At 45.3% G+C, this 21,995-nt stretch carries 11 protein-coding genes; all 11 read left to right on the forward strand.

Annotated elements, in window-relative coordinates:
- Window positions 1-155 precede the first annotated feature (155 nt).
- Window positions 156-1,541 carry an ABC transporter substrate-binding protein gene (locus tag H8706_RS04575; protein WP_262431684.1) on the forward strand — a complete coding sequence of 462 codons (1,386 nt, stop codon included), beginning with the start codon at window positions 156-158 and terminating at the stop codon, window positions 1,539-1,541.
- A 79-nt stretch (window positions 1,542-1,620) separates the two neighbouring features.
- Window positions 1,621-2,541, forward strand: a complete 921-nt coding sequence (locus tag H8706_RS04580) for a carbohydrate ABC transporter permease (protein WP_262431685.1) — start codon at window positions 1,621-1,623, stop codon at window positions 2,539-2,541.
- A 16-nt stretch (window positions 2,542-2,557) separates the two neighbouring features.
- Window positions 2,558-3,445 (forward strand): carbohydrate ABC transporter permease, encoded by an 888-nt coding sequence (locus tag H8706_RS04585; protein ID WP_262431686.1) that lies wholly within the window; start codon window positions 2,558-2,560, stop codon window positions 3,443-3,445.
- A 17-nt stretch (window positions 3,446-3,462) separates the two neighbouring features.
- A complete protein-coding gene (locus H8706_RS04590) occupies window positions 3,463-6,822 on the forward strand; it encodes a sugar-binding protein (RefSeq protein ID WP_262431687.1) in 3,360 nt (1,119 codons plus the stop codon).
- 20 nt (window positions 6,823-6,842) lie between these two features.
- A complete protein-coding gene (locus H8706_RS04595; RefSeq protein ID WP_262431688.1) occupies window positions 6,843-8,546 on the forward strand; it encodes a hypothetical protein in 1,704 nt (567 codons plus the stop codon).
- Window positions 8,547-8,558: 12 nt separating this feature from the next.
- A complete protein-coding gene (locus H8706_RS04600) occupies window positions 8,559-10,898 on the forward strand; it encodes an Ig-like domain-containing protein (RefSeq protein ID WP_262431689.1) in 2,340 nt (779 codons plus the stop codon).
- A 19-nt stretch (window positions 10,899-10,917) separates the two neighbouring features.
- The gene (locus tag H8706_RS04605; RefSeq protein ID WP_262431690.1) at window positions 10,918-13,611 is read left to right on the forward strand and encodes a hypothetical protein; all 2,694 of its coding nucleotides are present in this window, start codon (window positions 10,918-10,920) and stop codon (window positions 13,609-13,611) included.
- 36 nt (window positions 13,612-13,647) lie between these two features.
- The gene (locus tag H8706_RS04610; RefSeq protein ID WP_262431691.1) at window positions 13,648-15,279 is read left to right on the forward strand and encodes an S-layer homology domain-containing protein; all 1,632 of its coding nucleotides are present in this window, start codon (window positions 13,648-13,650) and stop codon (window positions 15,277-15,279) included.
- A gap of 19 nt (window positions 15,280-15,298) precedes the next feature.
- The gene (locus H8706_RS04615; protein WP_262431692.1) at window positions 15,299-18,007 is read left to right on the forward strand and encodes an S-layer homology domain-containing protein; all 2,709 of its coding nucleotides are present in this window, start codon (window positions 15,299-15,301) and stop codon (window positions 18,005-18,007) included.
- Between the two features lie 171 nt (window positions 18,008-18,178).
- Entirely contained in the window at window positions 18,179-19,555 is a 1,377-nt protein-coding gene (locus H8706_RS04620; protein ID WP_262431693.1) for a PHP domain-containing protein, read from the forward strand.
- Window positions 19,556-19,968: 413 nt separating this feature from the next.
- Window positions 19,969-21,972, forward strand: coding sequence for a BglG family transcription antiterminator (locus H8706_RS04625; protein ID WP_262431694.1), 2,004 nt, complete (start codon window positions 19,969-19,971; stop codon window positions 21,970-21,972).
- Window positions 21,973-21,995 lie beyond the last annotated feature (23 nt).

The raw sequence follows: 21,995 nt of genomic DNA on the forward strand, positions 1-21,995 counted from the left end.
GAAACGGAGGAAAAAAAATACAATGTTTTTCAAATGATGTCTGTTTTGTATCTGATTTAGTCTTAAATGTCACCTTGAAAATAAAAAATTACATTATATAATGAAATTACGATGAAAGAAAAACGAAAATTTTATAAAAAAGGAAGGGAAACGAAATGAAAAAAATATTCAGAATGACCTGTATAGCCCTCGGCGCGGTGATTATGCTTTCGGGCTGCGGAACCAAGACGAACGACAAAACTGCGGACGGCAAGGTTAAACTTTCTGTCGGCGGCTGGCCCACAAAAGAGGGTCCGGCTCTCGATTCTATGAACAACGCTTTAAAACGCTTTAACGAAAAATACGGAAACGAAATTGAAATCACTCCCGACAACTGGACGTTTACTGTGGAAACTTTTCTCCCCAAGGCGGCGTCGGGTCAGCTCCCCAACGTTTACGGCATATATTTCACCGAGCTTAACAGAATTGTTGACGCAGGCTATGCGGCGGACGTTACAAAACAGATGAAAGAATACGGCTATGCCGACAAGGTTAATCCGCTTATTGAGGATATGGTTAAACGCGACGGCAAGTTTTACGTTATCCCTGCCGAAACATACGCTATGGGACTTTTGGCAAATATGAATCTTCTTCGTCAGGCAGGATATGTTGACGGCGACGACAACCCGATTTTCCCGAAAACTTACGACGAGCTTACCGAATTTGCGAAAACAATCGCACAGAAAACCGGCAAGGCAGGCTTTATTATGCCGACAACGGGCAACAACGGCGGATGGCATTTCACCATCATTGCGTGGGCGAACGGCGTAAACTTTATGGAAAAGAAAGACGGCAAATGGACTGCAACATTTAACACTCCCGAATGTGTTGAAGTTTTGCAGTGGATTAAAGATATGAAATGGAAATACAACGCGTTAAGCTCAAACGCACTTGTTGATATGGCAGAGGCGCAGAAACTTTACGCAACCGACCAGGGCGCGTTTTATCTTGCAAGCAAGCCGTCCGACACGCTTATTTCCAACTACGGTATGAACAAAGACGACATTGCAATCGGTGCAATTCCTGCCGGCAAGAAGGCGCACGTTACGCTTATGGGCGGTTCGGCAAAGGCGCTTTCGGCAAACTCCACCGAGGCACAGAAAGACGCGGCATTCAAATGGTTTGAATATGTAAGCACCACGCCGTTCCTTACCGACGCGGCGAAAAAGTCGATGGAGGAGAGCATACAGTCCAAGCTTAAAGAAAACTACATAGTAGGTCAGAAACTTTTCTCCCCGTGGTCGGACGACGCGGAAATCAACGTTTTCGGACGCCAGCTCCGCAAAGAAAATATGAACGTTAAAGAAGGACATCTTTCGCAGTACGAAAACTTTGACGGAATTACCGTTAAACCCGAAGAGCCTGTTTGCTGTCAGGACCTTTACGGCGTGCTTGACTCTTGTATTCAGGCGGTGCTTACCGACCAGAACGCAGACTGTGCGGCACTTATTGCAAACGCGGCGAAAGACTTCCAGACCAACTTTCTTGACAGTGCAGAATGATATTTAAGGAATGGGAAAATCAAACCGCAAAAGGGTTTGGCCGACATTCTTATTCCCAACAACGAAAGGTTGATATAATGTGAAAATCGGCAAAAAAGAAAAAACGGGTGCAATAAAGAAAAACAGACTTTTTGCAGGAAAAGAGGCGGAGGCGTGGCTCCTTATAGCGCCTCTCCTTTTCCTTGTGGTACTTCTTGTATGGTATCCGCAGATTATGAGTTTTTTCTGGTCAATGTGCGATATGCAGGGCTACACCCCGACTGCATTCGTCGGACTTAAAAACTACAAAAACGTGCTTACGAACACGATGTTTGTAAAAATTCTTATAAACACTTTAAAATACGTTTTTTGGTCGCTTGTAATCGGCTACATATCACCGCTTGTTGTGGCGCTTATGCTCAACGAAACGGTGCATTTTAAATCGGGATTTAAAACGCTTATTTATTTTCCGCACGTTCTTCCCGGCGTTGCGGTATCCCTTATGTGGTATCTTATGTACTTCCCCGACGAGGGCGGTATGCTCAATATGATTTTGTCGTTCTTCGGTATGGGACCGCTTGAATGGCTCCAGAACGAGGCGCTCACCATTCCGCTTATCATCATTGCGATAACCTGGAAGGGTATGCCCGGAAGTATGCTTATGTATTACGCAACTTTGCAGGGCGTAAACCGCGACCTTTACGAGGCGGCAACCATTGACGGCGCAGGTATTTTCAGACGTTTGTGGTCGATAACAATTCCGCAGATTTCGGGAACTATGCTCCTTATGCTGATAAACCAGATTATAAGCATATTCCAGATAATGGAACAGCCTATGGCTATGACGGGCGGAGGACCGAACAATGCGTCCATTTCGCTGGTTTACTGGTCGTACAAACAGGGTTTTGAAAACTTCAGAGTCGGCCCTGCTATGGCAATCGGAAACATTGTTTTTGTTATACTTATTATTATGACGATTTTCTATTTCAAGCTTAACAGGAAAATCGAAGCCAACAATTAAGGAGGTCGGTAATATAATGAAAGCATTTGACAACAAAACAACAGGAATTATCGGCGCTCTTGAAATTAAGAAAACGCGCTGCAAGGTGCTTTACTGGTGCATTGTGGCAACGCTTATATTTATTTCGCTCATAAGCATTGTTCCGTCGGTATGGGTGCTTTTGTCGGGTTTTAAGTCGGTAAAGGAAATTTACCAAATCCCGCCCGATATTTTCCCCAAAGAAATACGTCTTTCAAAACTTGTTGAAGTGTGGAAACTGTTAAAACTCGGCAACAGCTACATCGTGTCGACGGTTATCTGCATAGGCGAGGTGATATTCGGCGTAATCTTCCCGGCGCTCGGCGGATATGTTATATCGCGTCTGCGTCCGAGAGGTTCAAAACTTGTTATGAGCCTGCTTTTGTGGACTATGATGATGCCGGCTTCAATAAGAACTGTTCCGCTTTTTATGGTTTTCAACGATTTGCCCATTATTCACGTCAGCCTTATAGGAACATATTTCCCGTTCTGGCTTGCGGCAGGCGCAAACATTTTTACAACACTTCTTTTTAAAAACAATTTTGACGCGATTTCAATTTCGCTTATCGAGGCGGCGCGAATTGACGGGTGCAGTGATTTTAAAACGTTTAAAGACATTCTTCTTCCGCTTTCCGCGCCAATCATAATGGTAACGGTAATAAGAATTGTTGTAAGCTCGTGGAGCAACTTTTTGTGGCCGATGCTCATTATCAAGGACGAAAACTATATGCCCGTGACGGTTAAATTATACAGAATGAAAACGCAGTATCAGCTTGACCAGTATATGCTCGCGCTTATCTTCGGTATGCTTCCGCCCGTGGTGATGTATATTATCTTCCAGAAATACATTCTCGGCGGACAGAATGTCGGCGGTGTCAAAGAATAATGAAACGGAGGGCAAAAATGCTTATAAAAAGAATTATTTCGATAACTTCGGCGTTGTGCCTTTTGCTTTCGTGCCCGGTTTTTGCCGAAAATAAAATAGTGTCCGACGTTGCCGAGGCGACCTTCACCGACGGTCTTGCCAAAAGCGGAGGTATTGCCGAGGCGGTGATGGGTTCGTCAGCCAATATAACGGTCAACGACCGCGGAGGACGGAAAGGCTGGCTTTTGCAGTCGGCGTCAACAACGGGTTCGGACATAAACATAAATTTGAGTGACAGCTTTGCATACGGCAACACCGACGGCACAAGCTACACCATTGAGGTTGATTATCTCGATGCGGATAAGTCGGTTTTCAACATTATATACGATTCGCTTGAAAGCGCAGCCAAAGAAACGAAATGCGTGTATCTTTCCACGAGCCAGAAATGGACGACGGCGACTTTTGTCATTGACGACGCGGCGTTTATAAACCGCATAAAGGGCGGATACGATTTTACCGTTTCGGTGCGCTCCAAAAGCATAAGATTTTCGTCGGGCAACGTTATAATCGGCGGTGTGAGAGTTTATAAGCACAAGGCGAAAAATCCCGTGCGCGTGACAAAGGTTAAAACAAGCGAACTCGGAAACATATTCGGAAACGGTCAGGAGAAAAAGTTTGACGTTACTTTTGAAAACTATTCCGAGGTGCAGAAAGATTTTGACGTAACGTACAGAGCATACGACGCGTCAAGGGCGGTTATTTGGCAGAGCGAAGATAAAGTGTCGCTCGGCGCAAAGGAGCAAAAAACGCTTTCGGTTACCGCCGAGGCGGAAAAATACGGTGTTTACGACTTTGATGTGAGCCTTTCGGGCGACGGATTTTCGTACAGCGACAGTTACCCGTTTTCTTACATAAACAACACTCTCGACGGCTCGAAAAACGATTTGTTCGGTTACAACGTGCATTTTACCTGGGACGGCTACGACGCGCGGGAGGGTATTGACGTTATTCAGAAATCCAACGCGGGATTTGTGCGAAACTCGCTCCAGTGGCATGAAATAGACGTTGCGAGCGCACCCAAGTTTACATACGTTTTCCCGAAAAAATATCAGAACATTATTGACGTGTTAAACGGTTCGGGCATTGGTCTTGAACTTCTTCTGACATACGGAAACACAAAATATGAGGGCACGCACACACAGACAATCCCCACAAAAGATGAGGCGATTAAAGGCTTTGCCGGCTACACCGAATTTTTAATTCAGGAGCTTTTAAAACAGAATGTGTATATCCATTCTTACGAAATATGGAACGAGCCGAACATACCTTCGTTCAACAAAGCCAACGCAACCGCCGAGCAATACGGCAAATTTGCGCTGGAGGTTGCAAAAGCTATAAGAAAATACGACCAAAAGGGCAGTGTCGGCATTATGAGTATCACCAATATGAAGGCGTCGACAACGTTTGACTACTTTGAAACGGTTATGAAAACTCCCGGCATTGCGGACTATGCCGACGCGATAACGGTTCACCCGTATTCGCACGAAGCGCTCCCCGAGGTGAGCAGGCTTGAAGAAACGCAGAAGTATAAGGATATTTATACAAAATATGCAGACGGCAGAGAGCCGACGGTAAACTATTCCGAGCTTGGCTATTATTCGTTCAGCTCCAAGGCGCCGACAACGCTTAGACAGGCGACTGTCAACGTTAGAGAATACATTGCCTACAACGCGAAAGGTCTTACCGGTGCATTTGCGTTTTACGATTTCGCGCGCGACGGCTCGAACGACGCTCACGCGGAGTCGAATTTCGGTCACGTGGAAACGTCAATTCCCGACGCGGCAAAGGTAAACTACGCGGCGAGAGAGAATTTTATCGTGGACGCAAATATGAACAAAGTTTTGATGAACGCGAAAATTCACAAGATAATCAGCGAGGACAACGGCACATTTGCCTACATCTTCAAACGTCCGGCGGATAACGGTCTGGCAATGCCCGTTTGGACTAACAACGGCGAAACAAAGGTATTTTCGTTTAAATCAAGCGCGCCGTCGCTTAAACTCATTGACATTTTCGGAAACGAAGAAACAATTTACGGCAAGGACGGCGTTTATTCGCTGATGATAAACGATTTGGTTCAGTATATCGAGGGCGATATTGCGGACGTTGAAATTTGCGAAAACCCTGTCGGATTTGCGGAAAATTCGTTTTCGGTGTCGGAGGGAAGCTTGCTTTCGGTTGTTCCGAAAAATGTAAAAATAAGCGGACTTACCTGTGAAATTGAAACACCGAAAAATTTTGAAGTTATAAACAAAACGGGCGCTTTGGACGAAAATGCAAAATTCAAATTCAGGCTCCCGAGCGAAAACGGCATTGTCACAAGCGCGAAACTTCACGTTTACGACGGCGAAAAACAAGCGTTTGTATATGAATTTCCCATTGAAACGAAAGAGGCAATCGAGGCAAGCGTTACCGCGTCGCCGTCGGCAGGAAGCGTTACACGGTGGGATTTGAGCATAAATATCAAAAATAACTCGATAGGCTCGCCGATAAGCGGAAAAATTAAAATTACCGAGCCGAAAGAAATTGCCGGCAGTGTGGGCGAAGTGAAATTTGACACAATCCCCGAAAACAGCCTCGGCAGTGTGAGATTTACAACAGGACGTATTCCGCAGCTTGCGGTTTATCCCATAAAATATACGGTTTATCTTGACTCCGGCGCGCGGTACGATTTTTCGCAGAAGGTGGATTTCACCGTCGCGCGGTATACCAAAACAAAACCGAAAATCGACGCGGTTTTGGAAAACGGCGAGTGGGACACGGCGACATATCTTTATTCCGATTCGCTTGAACAGGTTTATCTTTCGGCTGGATATGTGTGGAACGGCGTAAACGATTTGAGCGCAAAAACGATTATTTCGTACGACGAAGATAATTTGTATTTGTATCTTGATGTTACCGACGACATACACTCGGCAAGCGACAAAGACTCAACGATTTGGAAAAACGACTCGGTGCAGTTCGGCATAACGTTTGCACAAAGAGAGCACGACGTGTTTGTGGGCGGAACATTTACCGAAATTTCGTTTTCGGATACTCCCGACGGTGCGATAGTTTGGCGTCACGCGTCGGAGGGCAACGCTTTCCCGACGGGAAAAGTTGAGAGCGCCGAGGTTGCGTTCAGGCGCGAGGGCACGCACTCATATTATGAGGTGAGTGTACCGTGGAAAGAAATTACCGCAAACAGCATAGATTTTGACACCCTTTCAAAAATCGGCTTTTCAATGCTTGTTAACGACAACGACGGTCAGGGCAGAAAAGGCTGGATTGAGTACGGCAGCGGTATCGGAAAATCTAAAGACACATCTTTGTTTACATTCCTTAATGTATTAAAATAAATAATTTTTGGAGGTAAAAAATGAAGAAATTATTAACGGCGGTATTGGTATTATCTATGTTGCTCGGCTTATGCTTTGTTCCGAGTGTTTCGGCGGCAACCTTAAAGGAAATTACGCTTTTTGAAACCGATTTTGAAAATGATACGGTTGGAGAAGCACCTGCGGCACTTGCGCCGTACGGCAATGCAATCGCAGACAATGCGACTGTTTATGCGGAAGCTGACGGCAACAAATATGCCGATACACTCGGAAAGGGCGCTAGAAAGAGATTTAGAATGTTGTTTAATGAGGCTGTATCAAGCGGTACGGTTGTTGCAGAATTTGACCTTAATACAACCGGCGGTGCGGTTGCTCTCGGTATGGTTTATAAGAGCAAACCTACCGAGTATCTTAAATGGCCTTTTTATGTGACTAACGGTATTAAAGATTATGCGGTAAAAGGCTTTACGGCAACCGGCGGTAACCCTCCGGGAACAGAAGTGACAGGCAAAACTGTTACATTTACCAAGGACGGAAGCAGTGATAATTTAACATTTAAAGTAAACCAATGGCAACATTACAAGGTAATATTTGACTTTGACAATCAGACTGTTACGGCGTATATTGATAATGAAAAATCAAATACAATCGGCGGTTATGAGTATTTCGGAAAAACCAACGACGCAATAGCAGGTTTGGCTTTCTATTGCTCGGAGCCGGACGCCGAAACCTATAAACCGTCGAATAAGTTTGACAATATTAAAGTTTATACCGGGTACGGCAATTATTTGATAGATAAAGATTATGAGGACGGTAATGTTGGAACAGGAAATGCAAGCAATGTGAAAGTTATAGACAGCCCGGAGGCTTTGAACATAAATTCGAAGATTTTAAGCTTTGAACAAACCGGAGCAAAAGCAAGATATCCGTTGAGCAGAGCTTTAAAGAACGAAACGTTTTACATTGAATTTGACGTAAGGGCAGGTCATGGCGGACTCGGAGTTGCGCTTTTGAGCAAAACGGATCCCACAACTTCCTACTCAAAGTATATCTTTAGTTCGGGTACGTTAGCTTCAAATCCAAAACTCGGACTTAAAGCGTACACGGAATATGGCAGCGGTATGAGCACACATCCGAGCGGAAATGCGGGCAGTCAGACTTACATAAAAGGTTACCGTGCAAGCGGTGCAACAACGGATATGAAACTTACGGCAGGCGAAACCGCTTGGAATCACGTTAAAATTGAAGTTGACCTTGCAAATGCACGAATAAGGGTAACACTTGACGGTGTAGTTTCGGATTATATTGAGGGATTTACGTATTTAAAGGACGTGGACGTAGCGCACATTTGTTTCCATTGCAGTAATAAGCTGTCCACTACCGAAGAGGCACAAAAGAACTACATCGACAATTTAAAAGTTTACACGATAGCCGACAAGGTGTATAATGTTGGTATTAAAGATTTCACACCGTCGGCATACACGGCAGGCACAAAGATTGAGGTAAACTACGACTTCACGGTTACGGATTTATCGTCCAAAGACGTTGAGCTTATTGTTGCGTCGTACAACGGCGGTGAGCTTTGCGAAGTTAACATTGAAAAAATAGAAAACGTAAATACGAGCGGTACGAAAAAAGCGTCGCTTACGCTTACAAAAGACTGCGACGAAATAAGGGCGTTTGCCTGGGAAAACGGAACTCTTGTTCCGCTTGCAGAACACGTTTCAAAGACAAACAACAAATAAGAGGTGAGGCATTTGAAAAAGATACTCTGCACATTACTTTTAATTACGCTTTTATCAAGCCTTTTTCCTGCCGTCGGTTTTGCGGCGGACGGCGACATTTTAAACAGGGATTTTGAGGACGGAAGCGTTTCGGGAATTAACAAATCCGCGACCGTTTCCATTGTCGACGGCAAAGCCGGGGACGGGGGAAAATGCCTGTCCTTCGGCAATGCCAACGACGTTGCAAGATTTATGTTTTCCGCCGACAAATCGGTTTCCGTTTCAAGCGGTACGCTTTGCGTTGAGTTTGATTTAAAAGAGGGATTCGGCGGTATCGGTATGGGAGTTTTTACGTCCTCCGACACAAACTACGGCAACTACAGCAAGGCGCCGTTCAGCTCGGGTACGAGAAATTCAACTCCGGCGCGCGGACTTAAGGCATACACCACGGCGGAAGGTCAGCACCCTGCCGGAAACGCAGGCAGTAAGACGTACATTAAAGGCTACCGTGCAAGCGGTGCGACGTCGGATATGGCTATAACCGCGAACAAGTGGCAGCACGTTTTGCTTGAGATTGATTTTGACAACGCGTGCACATATCTTACTCTTGATGATGTGAAATCAGAGGCAGTGACGGGATTTACATATTTATCCGATATTGTCGGAATTGGCTTTAAATGGGCGCCGTCGGGCATTTCTGCCGACGCGCCGGACGATTTGAAAGAGGCGCTTATTGACAATATCCGCGTTTATATGGCTCCCCCGAAGGTTTCAAAAGTAGAAATTATCAAAACAAACGGCAAAGAAAACGCCGATTTGACTAAAGTTTCGCCCAAGACAAACACAATCAGAGCTGCGTTTTCGGAGGCGATGAACGCACAGAGCGTGTCGGACGCGGTGTCACTTTACGACGTTACAAACGCACAGAATGTTGATTTAAGCTTATCCGATACGTCGGAGGACGGCAAGATTTTTAACTTTGCCGTAGACGGACTTGCAGAAAACACCGACTACAAAGTTATGGTCGGCGCGTGCGAGTCGGAGAGCGGACTGTTTACCGAGGAATACGAAGTGCAGTTTTCCACTACCGATTTAATAAGCGCGGAAAGAATTTCGTATTACAGCAACGATTTTGAGGACAGCGAAGTTGGAGGCAAACCGAAAAACGTTTTCGGACAAACGGACACTACACAGAATTTTGCCGTTGTGAAAGAGGAAAACGGCAACAAATATATGGTTACTGCGACAAGGTCGCGTTTTCTGTTTAACGAAAGCGTGACAAGCGGTGTGATTGTGGTTGACGCCGATATAAGCATTATAAAATCGGGCACGGTCGGCTTCGGTATTGTTTACACCGCGTCGCCGTCGGCATATTCAAAATGGCCTATCGGTTTTAACGCGTCGGGCAAGGCAATGTATTACGACGCGACAGGTTCAAATCCTCCGAGCATTTTGCAGGGTCACACGTTTGACCTTATGAAAGAAAATTCAACCGAACAGATGACGCTTGCACAGGAAAAATGGCAGAATTTGAAAATTTATCTTGACACCGACTACAACAAAATCACGGTTGAAATTGACGGCGTAAGATCGGCTGAAACAAAGGAAATTCCGTTTATTTCGGGCAAAAACGGTATCGGCGGTATTGCGTTTTACACCTCGAATTTGGCGGACACATCACTTGACAATGTTAACGTTTACCGCGCGGAAAACGGCGTTTACAAAACCGAGATTTTAGATTCGGACGGAAATATTCTGACCGGTGAAAAAATTTCGCCGAGCGCGCAGAGCATTAAAGTTACGTTCTCGGAAAAAATCACGTCCGAGCCTGAGATTTTGCTTGAATGCAACGGCGCAGACGAGAATTTCACAAAAACGTGGGACGGTTTGGGAAGATGCGTGACGCTTACTCCCGAAAAGGGATATTTTGAGAGCGCGTCAAGCTATGCGCTTAAGGTTAACGCAGGATATACCGACATTTTTGACAGAATTTGCGAAACAGACTATGAATATTTGTTTGAAACCGACGAGGGCGGTATGAATATTTTGGGACTGTTCCTCAAAAAAGACGGCGTTAAAATCAAGAGCGCAAGTGAAATTTCATCCGGCAATGCGGTGACCGTTTCGGCGGATTACGTGCTTACCCGTCCCGAAAAGAAGATTGAAAACGCGGTGCTTGCGGTTGTTTTTGAAAAAGACGGAAAACTTACGCACATTGCAAAACAGACGGTTAATCTTGACAAAACGGGCGGAAACAGCGCGAAGTTTGACGTTACTGTTCCGGCAGAATGTGAATTTGACACGGCGAACGTTTATCTTTGGGATTTAGCGTCGCGCACGGTTGTAAATTCGTTTGCAAGCTATATAAAATAGAGTAACGAAAGGTAAAAATATGCGTTTTAAATTAAGAACGGTTTTAATATGTTTTGCGTTTTTGTGCATATCGTTTTCGGTATCCGCACAAAGCGCGGAATATCTTCCGTCGGGAGGCGGTACGCTTTCGCTTATCGGTGAGAAAGGATTTAAAAAGACGTCCGTTTCGGGAAAAAGCGCCGTAATTATCGGCGACAGTGCGGCGGCGGTGTTTAACGTCGGCGACGATATGATTTTCGGCAATGCGGAGCGGAAAAAAGTGACTGTGAGCGTTACTTATCTTGACGAAGGCGGAGGATTTTTTTATCTTACATACGACAGTTTTTCGGGCGCAAAGGAATACTCGGACTTTGAAGAAATAATCGGCACGCAGACGGTGAAAACGCGCTCGTTTACGCTTTACGACGCGAAATTTGCAAATTCCGTTTCGGGCGGTGATTTTTCCGTCACTATGCCGAAAAGAAAGTACACAACTGTTGCGGACGCTTACTATAAGCCTTTAAAGGTTTTAAACGTTTCGGTTGAAATTTCGGACGAGAGCTGTCCCGTTACCGTTTCGGCAACAACAAAAAGCCCGGGAAATATATTTTTTGACGGCGATGTGAGGGCATTTGACGTATCGTTTGAAAATAAGTTTTCGGTTGATGCGGACGTTAATGTGAAATACGAGGCAACGGGCATTGACGGGAGCGTTGTTTTTGCAAAAACCGACGTTTTGAGTTTTTCGGCAGGCGGGAAAGAGGAAGTTAACATTCCTGTCGGCGTGAAAAAGTACGGCGTTTACACGTTTAACGTTTATCTTACCGACAACGGCGGAAACGATATAGGAAGTTATTCTTACAAATTTTCGGTTTGCCCCGCGGCAAACTATGAGGGATATGACTCGCAAATCGGCATTTGTCCGCATTTTAACTGGGGCAGAGAGTGTGACAACGGGACGTATATCATCAAAAACGCAGGAATTGACCATATCCGCGAGGGATACAACTGGGCGACTTTCGAGTGGAAAAAAGGTTATTACGACGAAAAGCCGGCTATGAAAAACTATCTTGACGCGGCGGAAAAATACGGCATTGACGTTCTTGCACTGGCGGCATACGGAAACACGCTTTATTCCCCGAAAGTTGAGGACCCGTCCAATTATGATATTCCGAACACCAACGACTACCGCACGGCATATGCAAACTACGTTTACAATATGCTGGACAAAAACCGCGGAAGAATTAAAGTCGTTGAAATCTGGAATGAGCCTGACATTCCCGGATTTAACAAGAACAATGCAACCCCCGAGGACTGCGCGCGTCTTGTTAAGGCGGTGTATGACAGAATTCATACCGATTTCCCCGACGTTGAAATTTGTGCGTTCGCGCTTGCAAACGCGTATAACAGCAAAGGTCTTGAATGGCTTGAAAAAGCGGTTAAAACCGACACTGACGGAGACGGGGAATATGATTTATACAAATACTGCGACGGAATTTCGGTGCATCACTACATAGGCGATGTAAAAAGAATTTCCACCGACGGCGAAAAGCTTAAAACTCTTCTTGCAAACTACGGTTTTGCGGACAAAAAGCTATATCACACCGAATTCGGCTACACCGAAACCATCAGAAGCAACGGAAAATGGGTATACAGAGGCGAGGAAAAACAGGCGTCGTTTCTTGTAAAATATGCGTCGACGCTCCGAGCTAAAAAAGCCGGCGACTTATTTTTCATTTACGATTTTTCAAACGACGGCCCGGCGGAAAATCAGCCCGAGCAGAATTTCGGCTTGGTTGAGGGAGCTATGGCAGATGTGCCGTATGCGGCAAAACCTGCGCTTATTGCGATTGCGAATATGAACCGCGTTATCGGCGACTGTGAAGCCGGCGAGGTTGTCTGCGACGGAAACGACCTTGCGGTTTACAAATTTACAAAGGACACCGGCGAAAAGACGGGTTATGTGATGTTTTCGGAAAACGGTTCGGGGGTATATAATTTATACGTCACGGACGAAAAGGTTATTTTTTACGATATGTACGGAAACGAAATTCTGTTCGGTTTTGACGGCGAAAAATACACCGTTGATGTCGGCACAAATCCCGTTTATGCGGTTGTTTACACGCCTCGCGACGAGTGCAAAATGTATCTTGAAAACGGCAGAATTGTTGTAAACGGAACGTTTAGCTTTGGAGATGCCGGCGAAAAAATCGGCGCAAAGGTGTTTGACAAAAACGGACAGCTTGTGTATCTGAATCAGCTTGAATTATCGGACGAAAACACGGTAAACTTTTCGTTTTCCGCAAAAAATGGCGAGGAATACACAATTTTGCTTGGTATGAAGAGCAGAACGTCTGTGTATGTGACGAGCGCCGAGGGAAAGGGTAAAGCGAAAATTTCGATAGAAAAAAACGGCGGTGAAATTGGCGATTTATTCTCGCTTGCGAGTGCGGAGAGCATAAGCATATGCGCCGAGATTTTTGACCGTGCGGTTGATAATTTCACCGTTGCCGCCGCGGCATACAAAAACGGCGCACTCTGCGAAGCACGTCTTATAAACAAAAACGATATGGCGTTTGACGGCAGACGGTACACGCTTGAAATTGCGTCCGACACGTTTAAAGACGCGGACACGGCAGGTTTTTACATTTTCAACTCGGCAGACACCATTATGCCGATTGACAAGGGCATAAAACTGGTTAAAACAAAGCAGGGCGGATTTTCGGCTTACTAAGACGGATTATAAGTAACAAGTGAAAGGATAACGGATATGAAAAAGACAGTTTTTAATTTTGCGCTTGCGCTTGCACTTGCGGTAAATACCGCCGTTTTTGCGTCGGGCGATACCGAATTTTTCAGCGACGGTAAAATTACACTTTCGGGAAAGGCTGAGAAAAACGCGTCTGTGACGGTGACGGTTTTAAAAGAGGGTGTTACCGCGGACGAGTTTAATGCATCAGACGCGCCCGAAACGCTTTGCCTTTGCTACCGCGAGGTTAAGGCGAATGAAAAAGGAGATTACACGCTTACCTTTGACATCGGCACAAAAAGTGCGGTTTACGAGGTTTATACGGGCGAAACGGGCAAAGGCGAGCCTGAACATTCGGTGTTAAAATATGTAAACGAAACCGAAAATGCGTCGGCGCTGGCGCTCCTTTCGGCGGTGTTTGACATTACAGACGCGGACGAAAAATATGCGGAATTTGAAAACGTTATAAAAAACAACACCGCATCGCTCGGCATAAACAAAAAGCTTGCCGAAACGGCGGATATTAAAAAAAGCGCGGAAATATTTTTCGCGGGCGTTTCAAAAGATGGAGTAAATTTATATGAAAGCGCGAAAGGCGCGGTTGACAAAGCTATGGCGGTGAGTCTTTTCAACGAGGGAAAAATAAGCCTTACAGGCGAATTTGAAGAAAGTTTCAATCTGCCCGAAAGCGCGGAAAAGTATCTTAAAAAAGACTGCATAACCGACGAAACACGCGCGCTGATTGACGAAAAAACCAAAAAGACAAGCGCGGATTTTGCGTCGTTTGACAAAGCCGCGGCGGAGGGCATTGCGCTGGGCGTGATTTATTCGGCGGACGGCGCGGGCAACGTGAAAAACTGTCTTACCGACAATGCGGAGCTTTTGGGAATTGACAAAACCAAGGTTACCGACGAATTTGCCGAGAGCATTATAGGAAAGAAATTCGACGCGATTTCAAAAATCGGCATTGACTCGTTTGTTCCCGACGAAAAGCCGATACAGGGCGGAGGTTCAAAGGGTTCGCCGTCAAAAGGCGGAGTATCAAGCTCGGGCATAAGCGGTATTACACCTCCGGCTGCCGAGCCGATTGACAAATCCTCAAAAGAATTTACCGATTTGGACGGTTTTGAATGGGCGCAGAACGCGATAAACACACTCCGTGCCGAGGGAATTTTAAACGGCAGGTCGGAGGGAATTTTTGCTCCGTCCGAACTTGTTTTGAGAGAGGAATTTTTGAAAATGCTCCTTTCGGCGGTTACGTTCGAGGAGCTTGACGGCGCGTTCGATTTTGACGACGTAAAATCGGGCGACTGGTATTACGGCACCGTTAAAAAGGCTTATCTTTGCAAAATTGTAAACGGTATGTCGGAAAGAATGTTCGGAAGCGGAAACGCGGTATCGCGCCAGGATATGGCTGTGATGTGCTATAACGCGCTTATCAAAAAGGGCGTTATCACTGGCGGTGACGCGGAAAACGCGTTTGCCGACGCAGATGATATTGCGCCGTATGCAAAAGAGGCGGTGTCGTATTTAAACAGCATTAAAATCGTTAACGGCGACGAAAACGGAAGATTTAATCCGAACGGCACGGCAACGCGCGCGGAGTCGGCACAGATGATTTACAACATTATTGAATTTATGAAAAATAAGTAGTGCAGGGGGGATTTGAACAATGAAAAAATTTATTTCGGCGAAAAGATTTATTTCGGCACTGCTTTGCACCGTTTTGATTTTCGCATTTCTGCCGTCATTCGGCTTTGCGGAGAACGGCGAAAGCTTGGAATTTGAGAAAAACGTCAGCCTGTTAAACCTTGCCGGCGTTGTTTCGCAAACTTCGTTCAGCGACGCGGAGCTTCTTGCAAACGTCAGCCGTGCGGATTTTCTCTATTATGTTTCAAAGCTTTTAAAAATTGAGGAACAGCCGAATGTTGATGAGGAATATTTCACCGACCTTGAAGGTCACTGGGCAGGAAAGCTTGTTTCGCGGTTTGTGCAAATGGGCGTTATTTGGCCGGGAGATGACAGAATTTTCCGTCCTGAGGACGCTGTAACGCGCGACGAGGCGGCAAAAATTATCACGTCTGTTTTGGGCTATGACGCGCTTGCAAGGGTGAACGGCGGTTATCCGTCGGGATATTTGCTCATAATGTCAAGGCTCGGAATTTTCCCGAACGGCGTTGGCGAAAACATCACCTTTGCAGAGGTTATCTATGCGCTTGCAAACGCGCTTGAGGCACCGTGCTACGAGATAAAGAGCCTTGAGGGCGGTACGGTTTATTACGAGCAGGACGGCGAAAACACACTTTTGAAAGTTTATCACGGCATAAAATCCGACGAGGGATATGTTACAAGTTTCGGAAATATGTCGCTTGACGGAATCAGCGCCGACGGCGATATTATGTATATCGGCGGTGAAAAATACAACGCGGAAAGCATATCGGGCGCGGACGGATTTTTGGGAAAATACGTTGACGTTTACTATTCCGAAAGCGGAAAACAGCGCACCGCGCGCCTTTTGTGCGTATCGGAAAGCGATTCGTCGTTTGAAACAGACGCAACGGATATTGACACTCTTGACGCGGACTACAGGCTTAATTATTACAAGGACGGCGCGGACAAGACTTCTTCAAAAAAACTTGCACGCTCAATCCGCGTTTTGTATAACGGTGCGTTAAAGCAGGACGGCATACGCGATATGTTTGCAAACCTCAAAAACGGTACTGTAAGACTTGTTGACGCGGACGAAAACGGAACTTACGAATATGCAGTTGTAAACGATTATTCCGATTTTGTAGCAGGATATGCCGACGCGGAAAAGAGCATTATTTACGATAAAGCCGGCAAGACGGAATATGAGCTTGAAAAGTTTGACAGATACGCGGTTTTGGACGTATCTGGTGCAAAAACAAGCATTTCGGGCATAAAGGAAAACACGGTTTTGTCGGTTGCGGTGAGCGAGGACAAAACGTCATATATTGAAATTATCGTTTCAAATGCAATCGTTTCGGGCAGTGCGGACGAAATATTAACAAGCGGAAACGATACGTTTATTACGGTTGACGGAAACGAATACAAAATCAGCGCGGAATGTGCCGAAAAAGACGCGGTTTATGCAGGTTACAAGGGCACGTTTTATTTGAACGCGTTCGGCGAAATTGCCTATATTAAGCCAGATATGTCGTCCGATTTCCGCTACGGATACATCACTCACGGAGAGATTGCCGAGGACACTCACCCCAAGGCGGTGCAGATTGAGCTGTTCGACGACACGGGCGCGCTTAAAATGCGCAAAATCGAGGACAACATTGTGATGGACGGCGAGAAAATCAAAAAGGCAGAAGATGCGCTTACGCTTGAATGGGCGAAAAACAAGGTTATTCAACCGCAGATGATAAGATACAAAACCGACGCGGACGGAAAAATTACACACATTGACACCGTTTACAAAAACGGCGAATACGAAAACGGAAAAGATGCGCTTTTGGAAACAATTCCCGTTGACGACAGCCTTGCAAGCTCGGACGTACAGAGAATTTTCTCGTGTACGGCAAGCTCGCGCAGAATAGGAACAAACGTTGTTTTCACCAACAGCACAAAGCTGTTTTTCGTGCCGAAATACGACGATATTAAAAACGAAAACTACGAAAGCAGTGACTTTTCAATCGGCGCGTTTGCCGATATGGTGATAGATTCGGGCGTTAACGCGGCCGGATACCGTGCCGACGAAACCGCGGTTTACGAGGACGCGGTGGTATGCTACGGCAAGGGCACGGGCGAGGCACACGACGACAATACGAATGTTTTTGTGTTAAAGGATATCAAAAAGGCGAGCGACGCGGAAGGATTTATCGGCACAAAGATTTACGGTTTGAGAGGCGGAAACGAGGTGTCGCTGTTTATTGCGGATTCGTATGTTTCGCAGTTTGAGGCATTGGGTCTTGCCGAGGGCGACCTGTTATCTCTCCGGACTGACAATCAGGGAAAAGTAAGCGATATTATCGTTTTATACGATTTCAGCCAGGGCGGTGAGCCGTTTGCGCAGACGGGAAGCAAGTGGTATGACAAAAACAGATTTAACAACAATTACACCACGTTTTCACAGAAATTCGCGATGTCGTTTATGTATGCCGGATACAAGTCGGGCAATCTGATAAAGGGAATTTACGACATTTCGCAGGACGCATACGACAGCAGTGAGGCGTTTGACGTATCGGCGGTTAAGATTATTGTGGTGGACAGCGGACGCACCAAAGGCAACAAAGTTTATGCCGGCAGGGCGGCGGATATTAAGTGCGCCGCGGCGGTCGGAAATGAAAACAGTTCCAAGCTGTTTGTGCATTACAGATATTTAAACGTCAAGGACGTTGTGGTTTATAAGTAGGAGATGGGGCACGGAGAGATTTCTCCGTGCCTCTTTTTATCGGAAAAGCGGGACGATGTAGGCATCGTCCCGCCGGGTTCACGGAAACCGCAAAAAAATTTAACATCAATCACGGATATGCTATTGAAATTTAAAAATTTATATGCTAAAATTATGGCGAGGTGAAATATTATGGCAGCAAAATCAAATGAAATTTACAATTTTACCGTGTCACCGTCGGTTATAAAGGCAGACACGGACAGTACGGTTATTATAGAGAGCCAAAGCGGAACGTTCAGTTTTTTTGACGGTATGGAATACGACGTTATTTTTATTCCGACCGAAAAGAGCGATGTGCCGTCGGATGAGGAAATGTCGCTTTCCGGCTGGGACAAAAACAGGGTTGTTCACACTTTTAAGGCAAAAGACGGAAAACTTACATTAACACATAAATTTTTGGGCGAACAGGAATGGCGGATTAAAATTTCGTCCACCGAGGAGAGATATGATCAATACGAAAATGACAACAACATTGCTTTTTCGCGCGGACGCTGGAAATACATTGCCGCGGTTAAGAAAGGCATAACACTTTCGGTTTACTCGCTTTATCCCGACTTATACGAAAGAAACGTTAAAAAGTGCGATTTTCACATACATACCAATTTTTCAGACGGCACAGAAACGCCCGAGCGCACGACGGCAAACTACCGCAAAAAGGGTTTTGACATCATTTCGATAACCGACCACAACATTTACAATGCGTCGGCGGAGGTTGCAAAAAAGCTTGATTTTATGCACAATTTCAAGCTTATCCCCGGTGAGGAGGTTCATAACGGCTACGCACGTCAGCTCCACATTGTAAATGTCGGCAGTAAATACAGCGTGAATGACATATTTTTGGACGAGCCGGAACGCGTGAAGGCAGAAGTTGAGGCGCTTAAAGGAGAGGTTGAGGTCCCCGAGGGCGTGGACGAGAGAGAATATCTTTACAGGGTTTGGACGTACAGAGAGATTAAAAAAAGCGGAGGTTATGCGATATATCCGCACCCGTTCTGGACGTGGAAAGGGCATTATCACGTTGAAACCGATATGAGCGAGGCTGTGATGAAAAACGGTCTTTGCGACGCGTTTGAGCTTTTGGGCGGCTGTTCGGTGAAGGAGAACAATTTGCAGGTTGCGCTTTATTACAGTTTGCAGAAAAACGGTCTTAAAATGCCGATTGTCGGTTCGAGCGACAGCCACACCACAATGCCCGGTGCGCAGTGGTTTGACGAGGATTCCACCGTTTTATTTGAAAAGGACGGCGACACAATCGGCGCGATTGACGGCGGTTACAGCGTTGCGGTTGAGTCGGTTCAGGGCGAGGAGATACGCGTTTTCGGCGATTTCAGAATGATGAAATACACGCATTTTCTCATTGAGAATTATTTTGCAAGGCGCGCCGAGATTTGCAATGCGTCGGGAATTTTTGTTGAGAGGTATTTATTGGGCGATACAGGCTGCAGGGATATTATTTGCGCGTGCGAGGACAGAATTAAGAAATTTGAAAATGAATTTTTTGGGAGATAGAGATTGTTTCCCGTTTATTTAGATTATGAATGTAAATTGTAGGGGGCGATGCCCACATCGCCCCGTTTTGGTTTTCGATTGCCGAACGGGACGATGTGGGCATCGTCCCTACATTTTGCTTGACTAATCTGCACGGCATATGTTAAAATTAAATTAGGAAATATACATTTAAGGTTATTTACCGCGGTGAAACATAGAAAATGCTTTATCGCGGTTTTTTAACGCGTATTTATGTTGAAAAATCAACAAAATTTAAAAATTTTAAAAAATTTTTTTGCCCGAAAAGCTATATTTTTACGGGGTTTTGCAAAAACTTTCCCTAATGTGGCAAAAAAACAAAAATACATTTTTGCACTTTGCTTGTATAATAAACTCGTACAAAGGAAGTGCGGATAAAAGGAGCCGCGGTTGAAATGAACAAACGACAGATTGAAATTTTGAAAAATCTTCATTCAAAAAAAGAATTTACCACTTTTGCGCATCTTGCGGAGAAATTTAACGTATCGGTTAAAACGGTGAGAAACGACATCAGCGCGATTAGGGATTTCCTTGACGGTGAAAGCTTAAACACAGCCGGGGCGGATTTCGGTTCGGGCTTAATCGAAACAAAAACACATCTCGGTGTCAGGCTCAACATATCTGAGGAAGAATGGCAGAAAATTTCTTTGCAGAATGACGGAAACGACGAAAAAGACGCTGTTTTTTTTATCATTCGCCATTTGATGAAAAATAAAAGTCTCACCGCTCAAAGATTGGCGGAGCAATACTATTTGAGCCGTACACAGCTTGAAAAGGTGATTTCTAAAGTTTCCAAATGGTTTTTTGAAAAGCACATTCCGTTTGAAAGGCGCAGAGGAAAGGGAATTTCAATCCGATGCAGTGAATTTAACTACCGTATGGCGCTTTTGGCGCATTGCCGTGAGAACATCGCGTTTTACTCAGAGCTTGCAAATGTCGGAGGCAGTGAGGTATTTGTTGTAGGATATGAAGATTATCGGGCAATATGCGGTGCACTTGACGGCTTTGAACCGAAAAAGGCATCGGAGGCGCTCAAAAAGACCGAAGAACAATTCGGGCTTACTTTAAACTACGCGTCGGGCTTCGACCTTTTGTTCCTCATTTCGCTTTGCATTATGCGAACCGGCGAAAACATCGAGGTGCCGCCGAGCGAAAAACGCATCACCGACGGAGGATCGGACGCGCTTTTTGCGGACGAGCTTATAAAAAGGCTTGAGAGTGCATACAATATTATTTTACCGCAAAATGAGAAAAAATTCATTGAATTTGCGGCGGAAATTTCGGAAATCCGCGAGTTTGACGACGTTTCGGCACGAAGAAATTTTGAGGCTATGAACATTGAGCTTTGCCGTTTCACAATGAGGGCGGTTACGCTTATCGGCGAGGTTACGGGAGCTGCACTCCGCGACGACAAGTTTTTTGTAAAACAGATGTTTTTACAGCTTAAAGTTACAATCGCACGGCTTAAATACGGAATTGTTTTTAAAAACGGACTTCTTTCGCAGATTAAGCTAAATTATCCGAATATGATGGCGATTGCGTGGTTTTTGGGAAACATTTTTGAAAAAGAACTTGAACTCGAACTCAACGAAAACGAGGCGGGATTTTTGGCGCTGCACATCGGCGGTGCGATTGAAAGACAGCTTTCCTCGGTCACCGCGTGCATTGTGTGCGACTACGGCGTGGGAATTTCACAGGTTTTGAAAGAAAAAATTATGCGCCGTATTCCCGAAATTAAAATTACGTCGGTATTTTCGGGCCGCGACATACACAAAATAAAGAGTGAGATGTGCGATTTCATCATTTCGGCGACGTCGCTCGACGGGTACAGACTTAACCGCGACATTATAAATGTAGGAAATCTTTTAAGCGCGTCCGACATTGAACGGCTTGAAGAACAGGTCAAAACGGTGAGAACGAAAAGGCGCGGAGGAATTAAACAGCTTAAGCCGAAAACGTCGCTTTTCAACACCGAACTGATTTTTCCGAAATGCGATTTTTCAAAAAAGGAAGAACTTTTGCATATGATGTGCGCAAGGCTTGAAAACCTCGGTTATGTGACACAGGGGTTTGAAAAAACGGTTCTCGAGCGCGAAAAGAGCACACCCACCGATATAGGAAACGGATTTGCGCTTCCTCACGGACTCGGAAATTTTGTAAACCATTCGGCGGCGGCTTTTGCAACTCTCAAAGAGCCGATTGAGTGGACAAAAAACGGCGACACGGCGGACATTGTTTTTCTTGCCGCGTTTGATATGGACGAGAGCGGAGAGATAAAAGAAGAAATTGTGAGATTTTACAAATCACTTGTTTCATTTATGGAACAGGACGGTAATTGCGATAAATTGAGAAACACCACCGACACAAACGAGATTATCAAAATTTTTGACCAATGGTAGCTTTAAAGGTGTTTAACCTACGG

The sequence above is a fragment of the Qingrenia yutianensis genome, assembly GCF_014385105.1.
GTDB classification, from domain to species: domain Bacteria; phylum Bacillota; class Clostridia; order UMGS1810; family UMGS1810; genus Qingrenia; species Qingrenia yutianensis.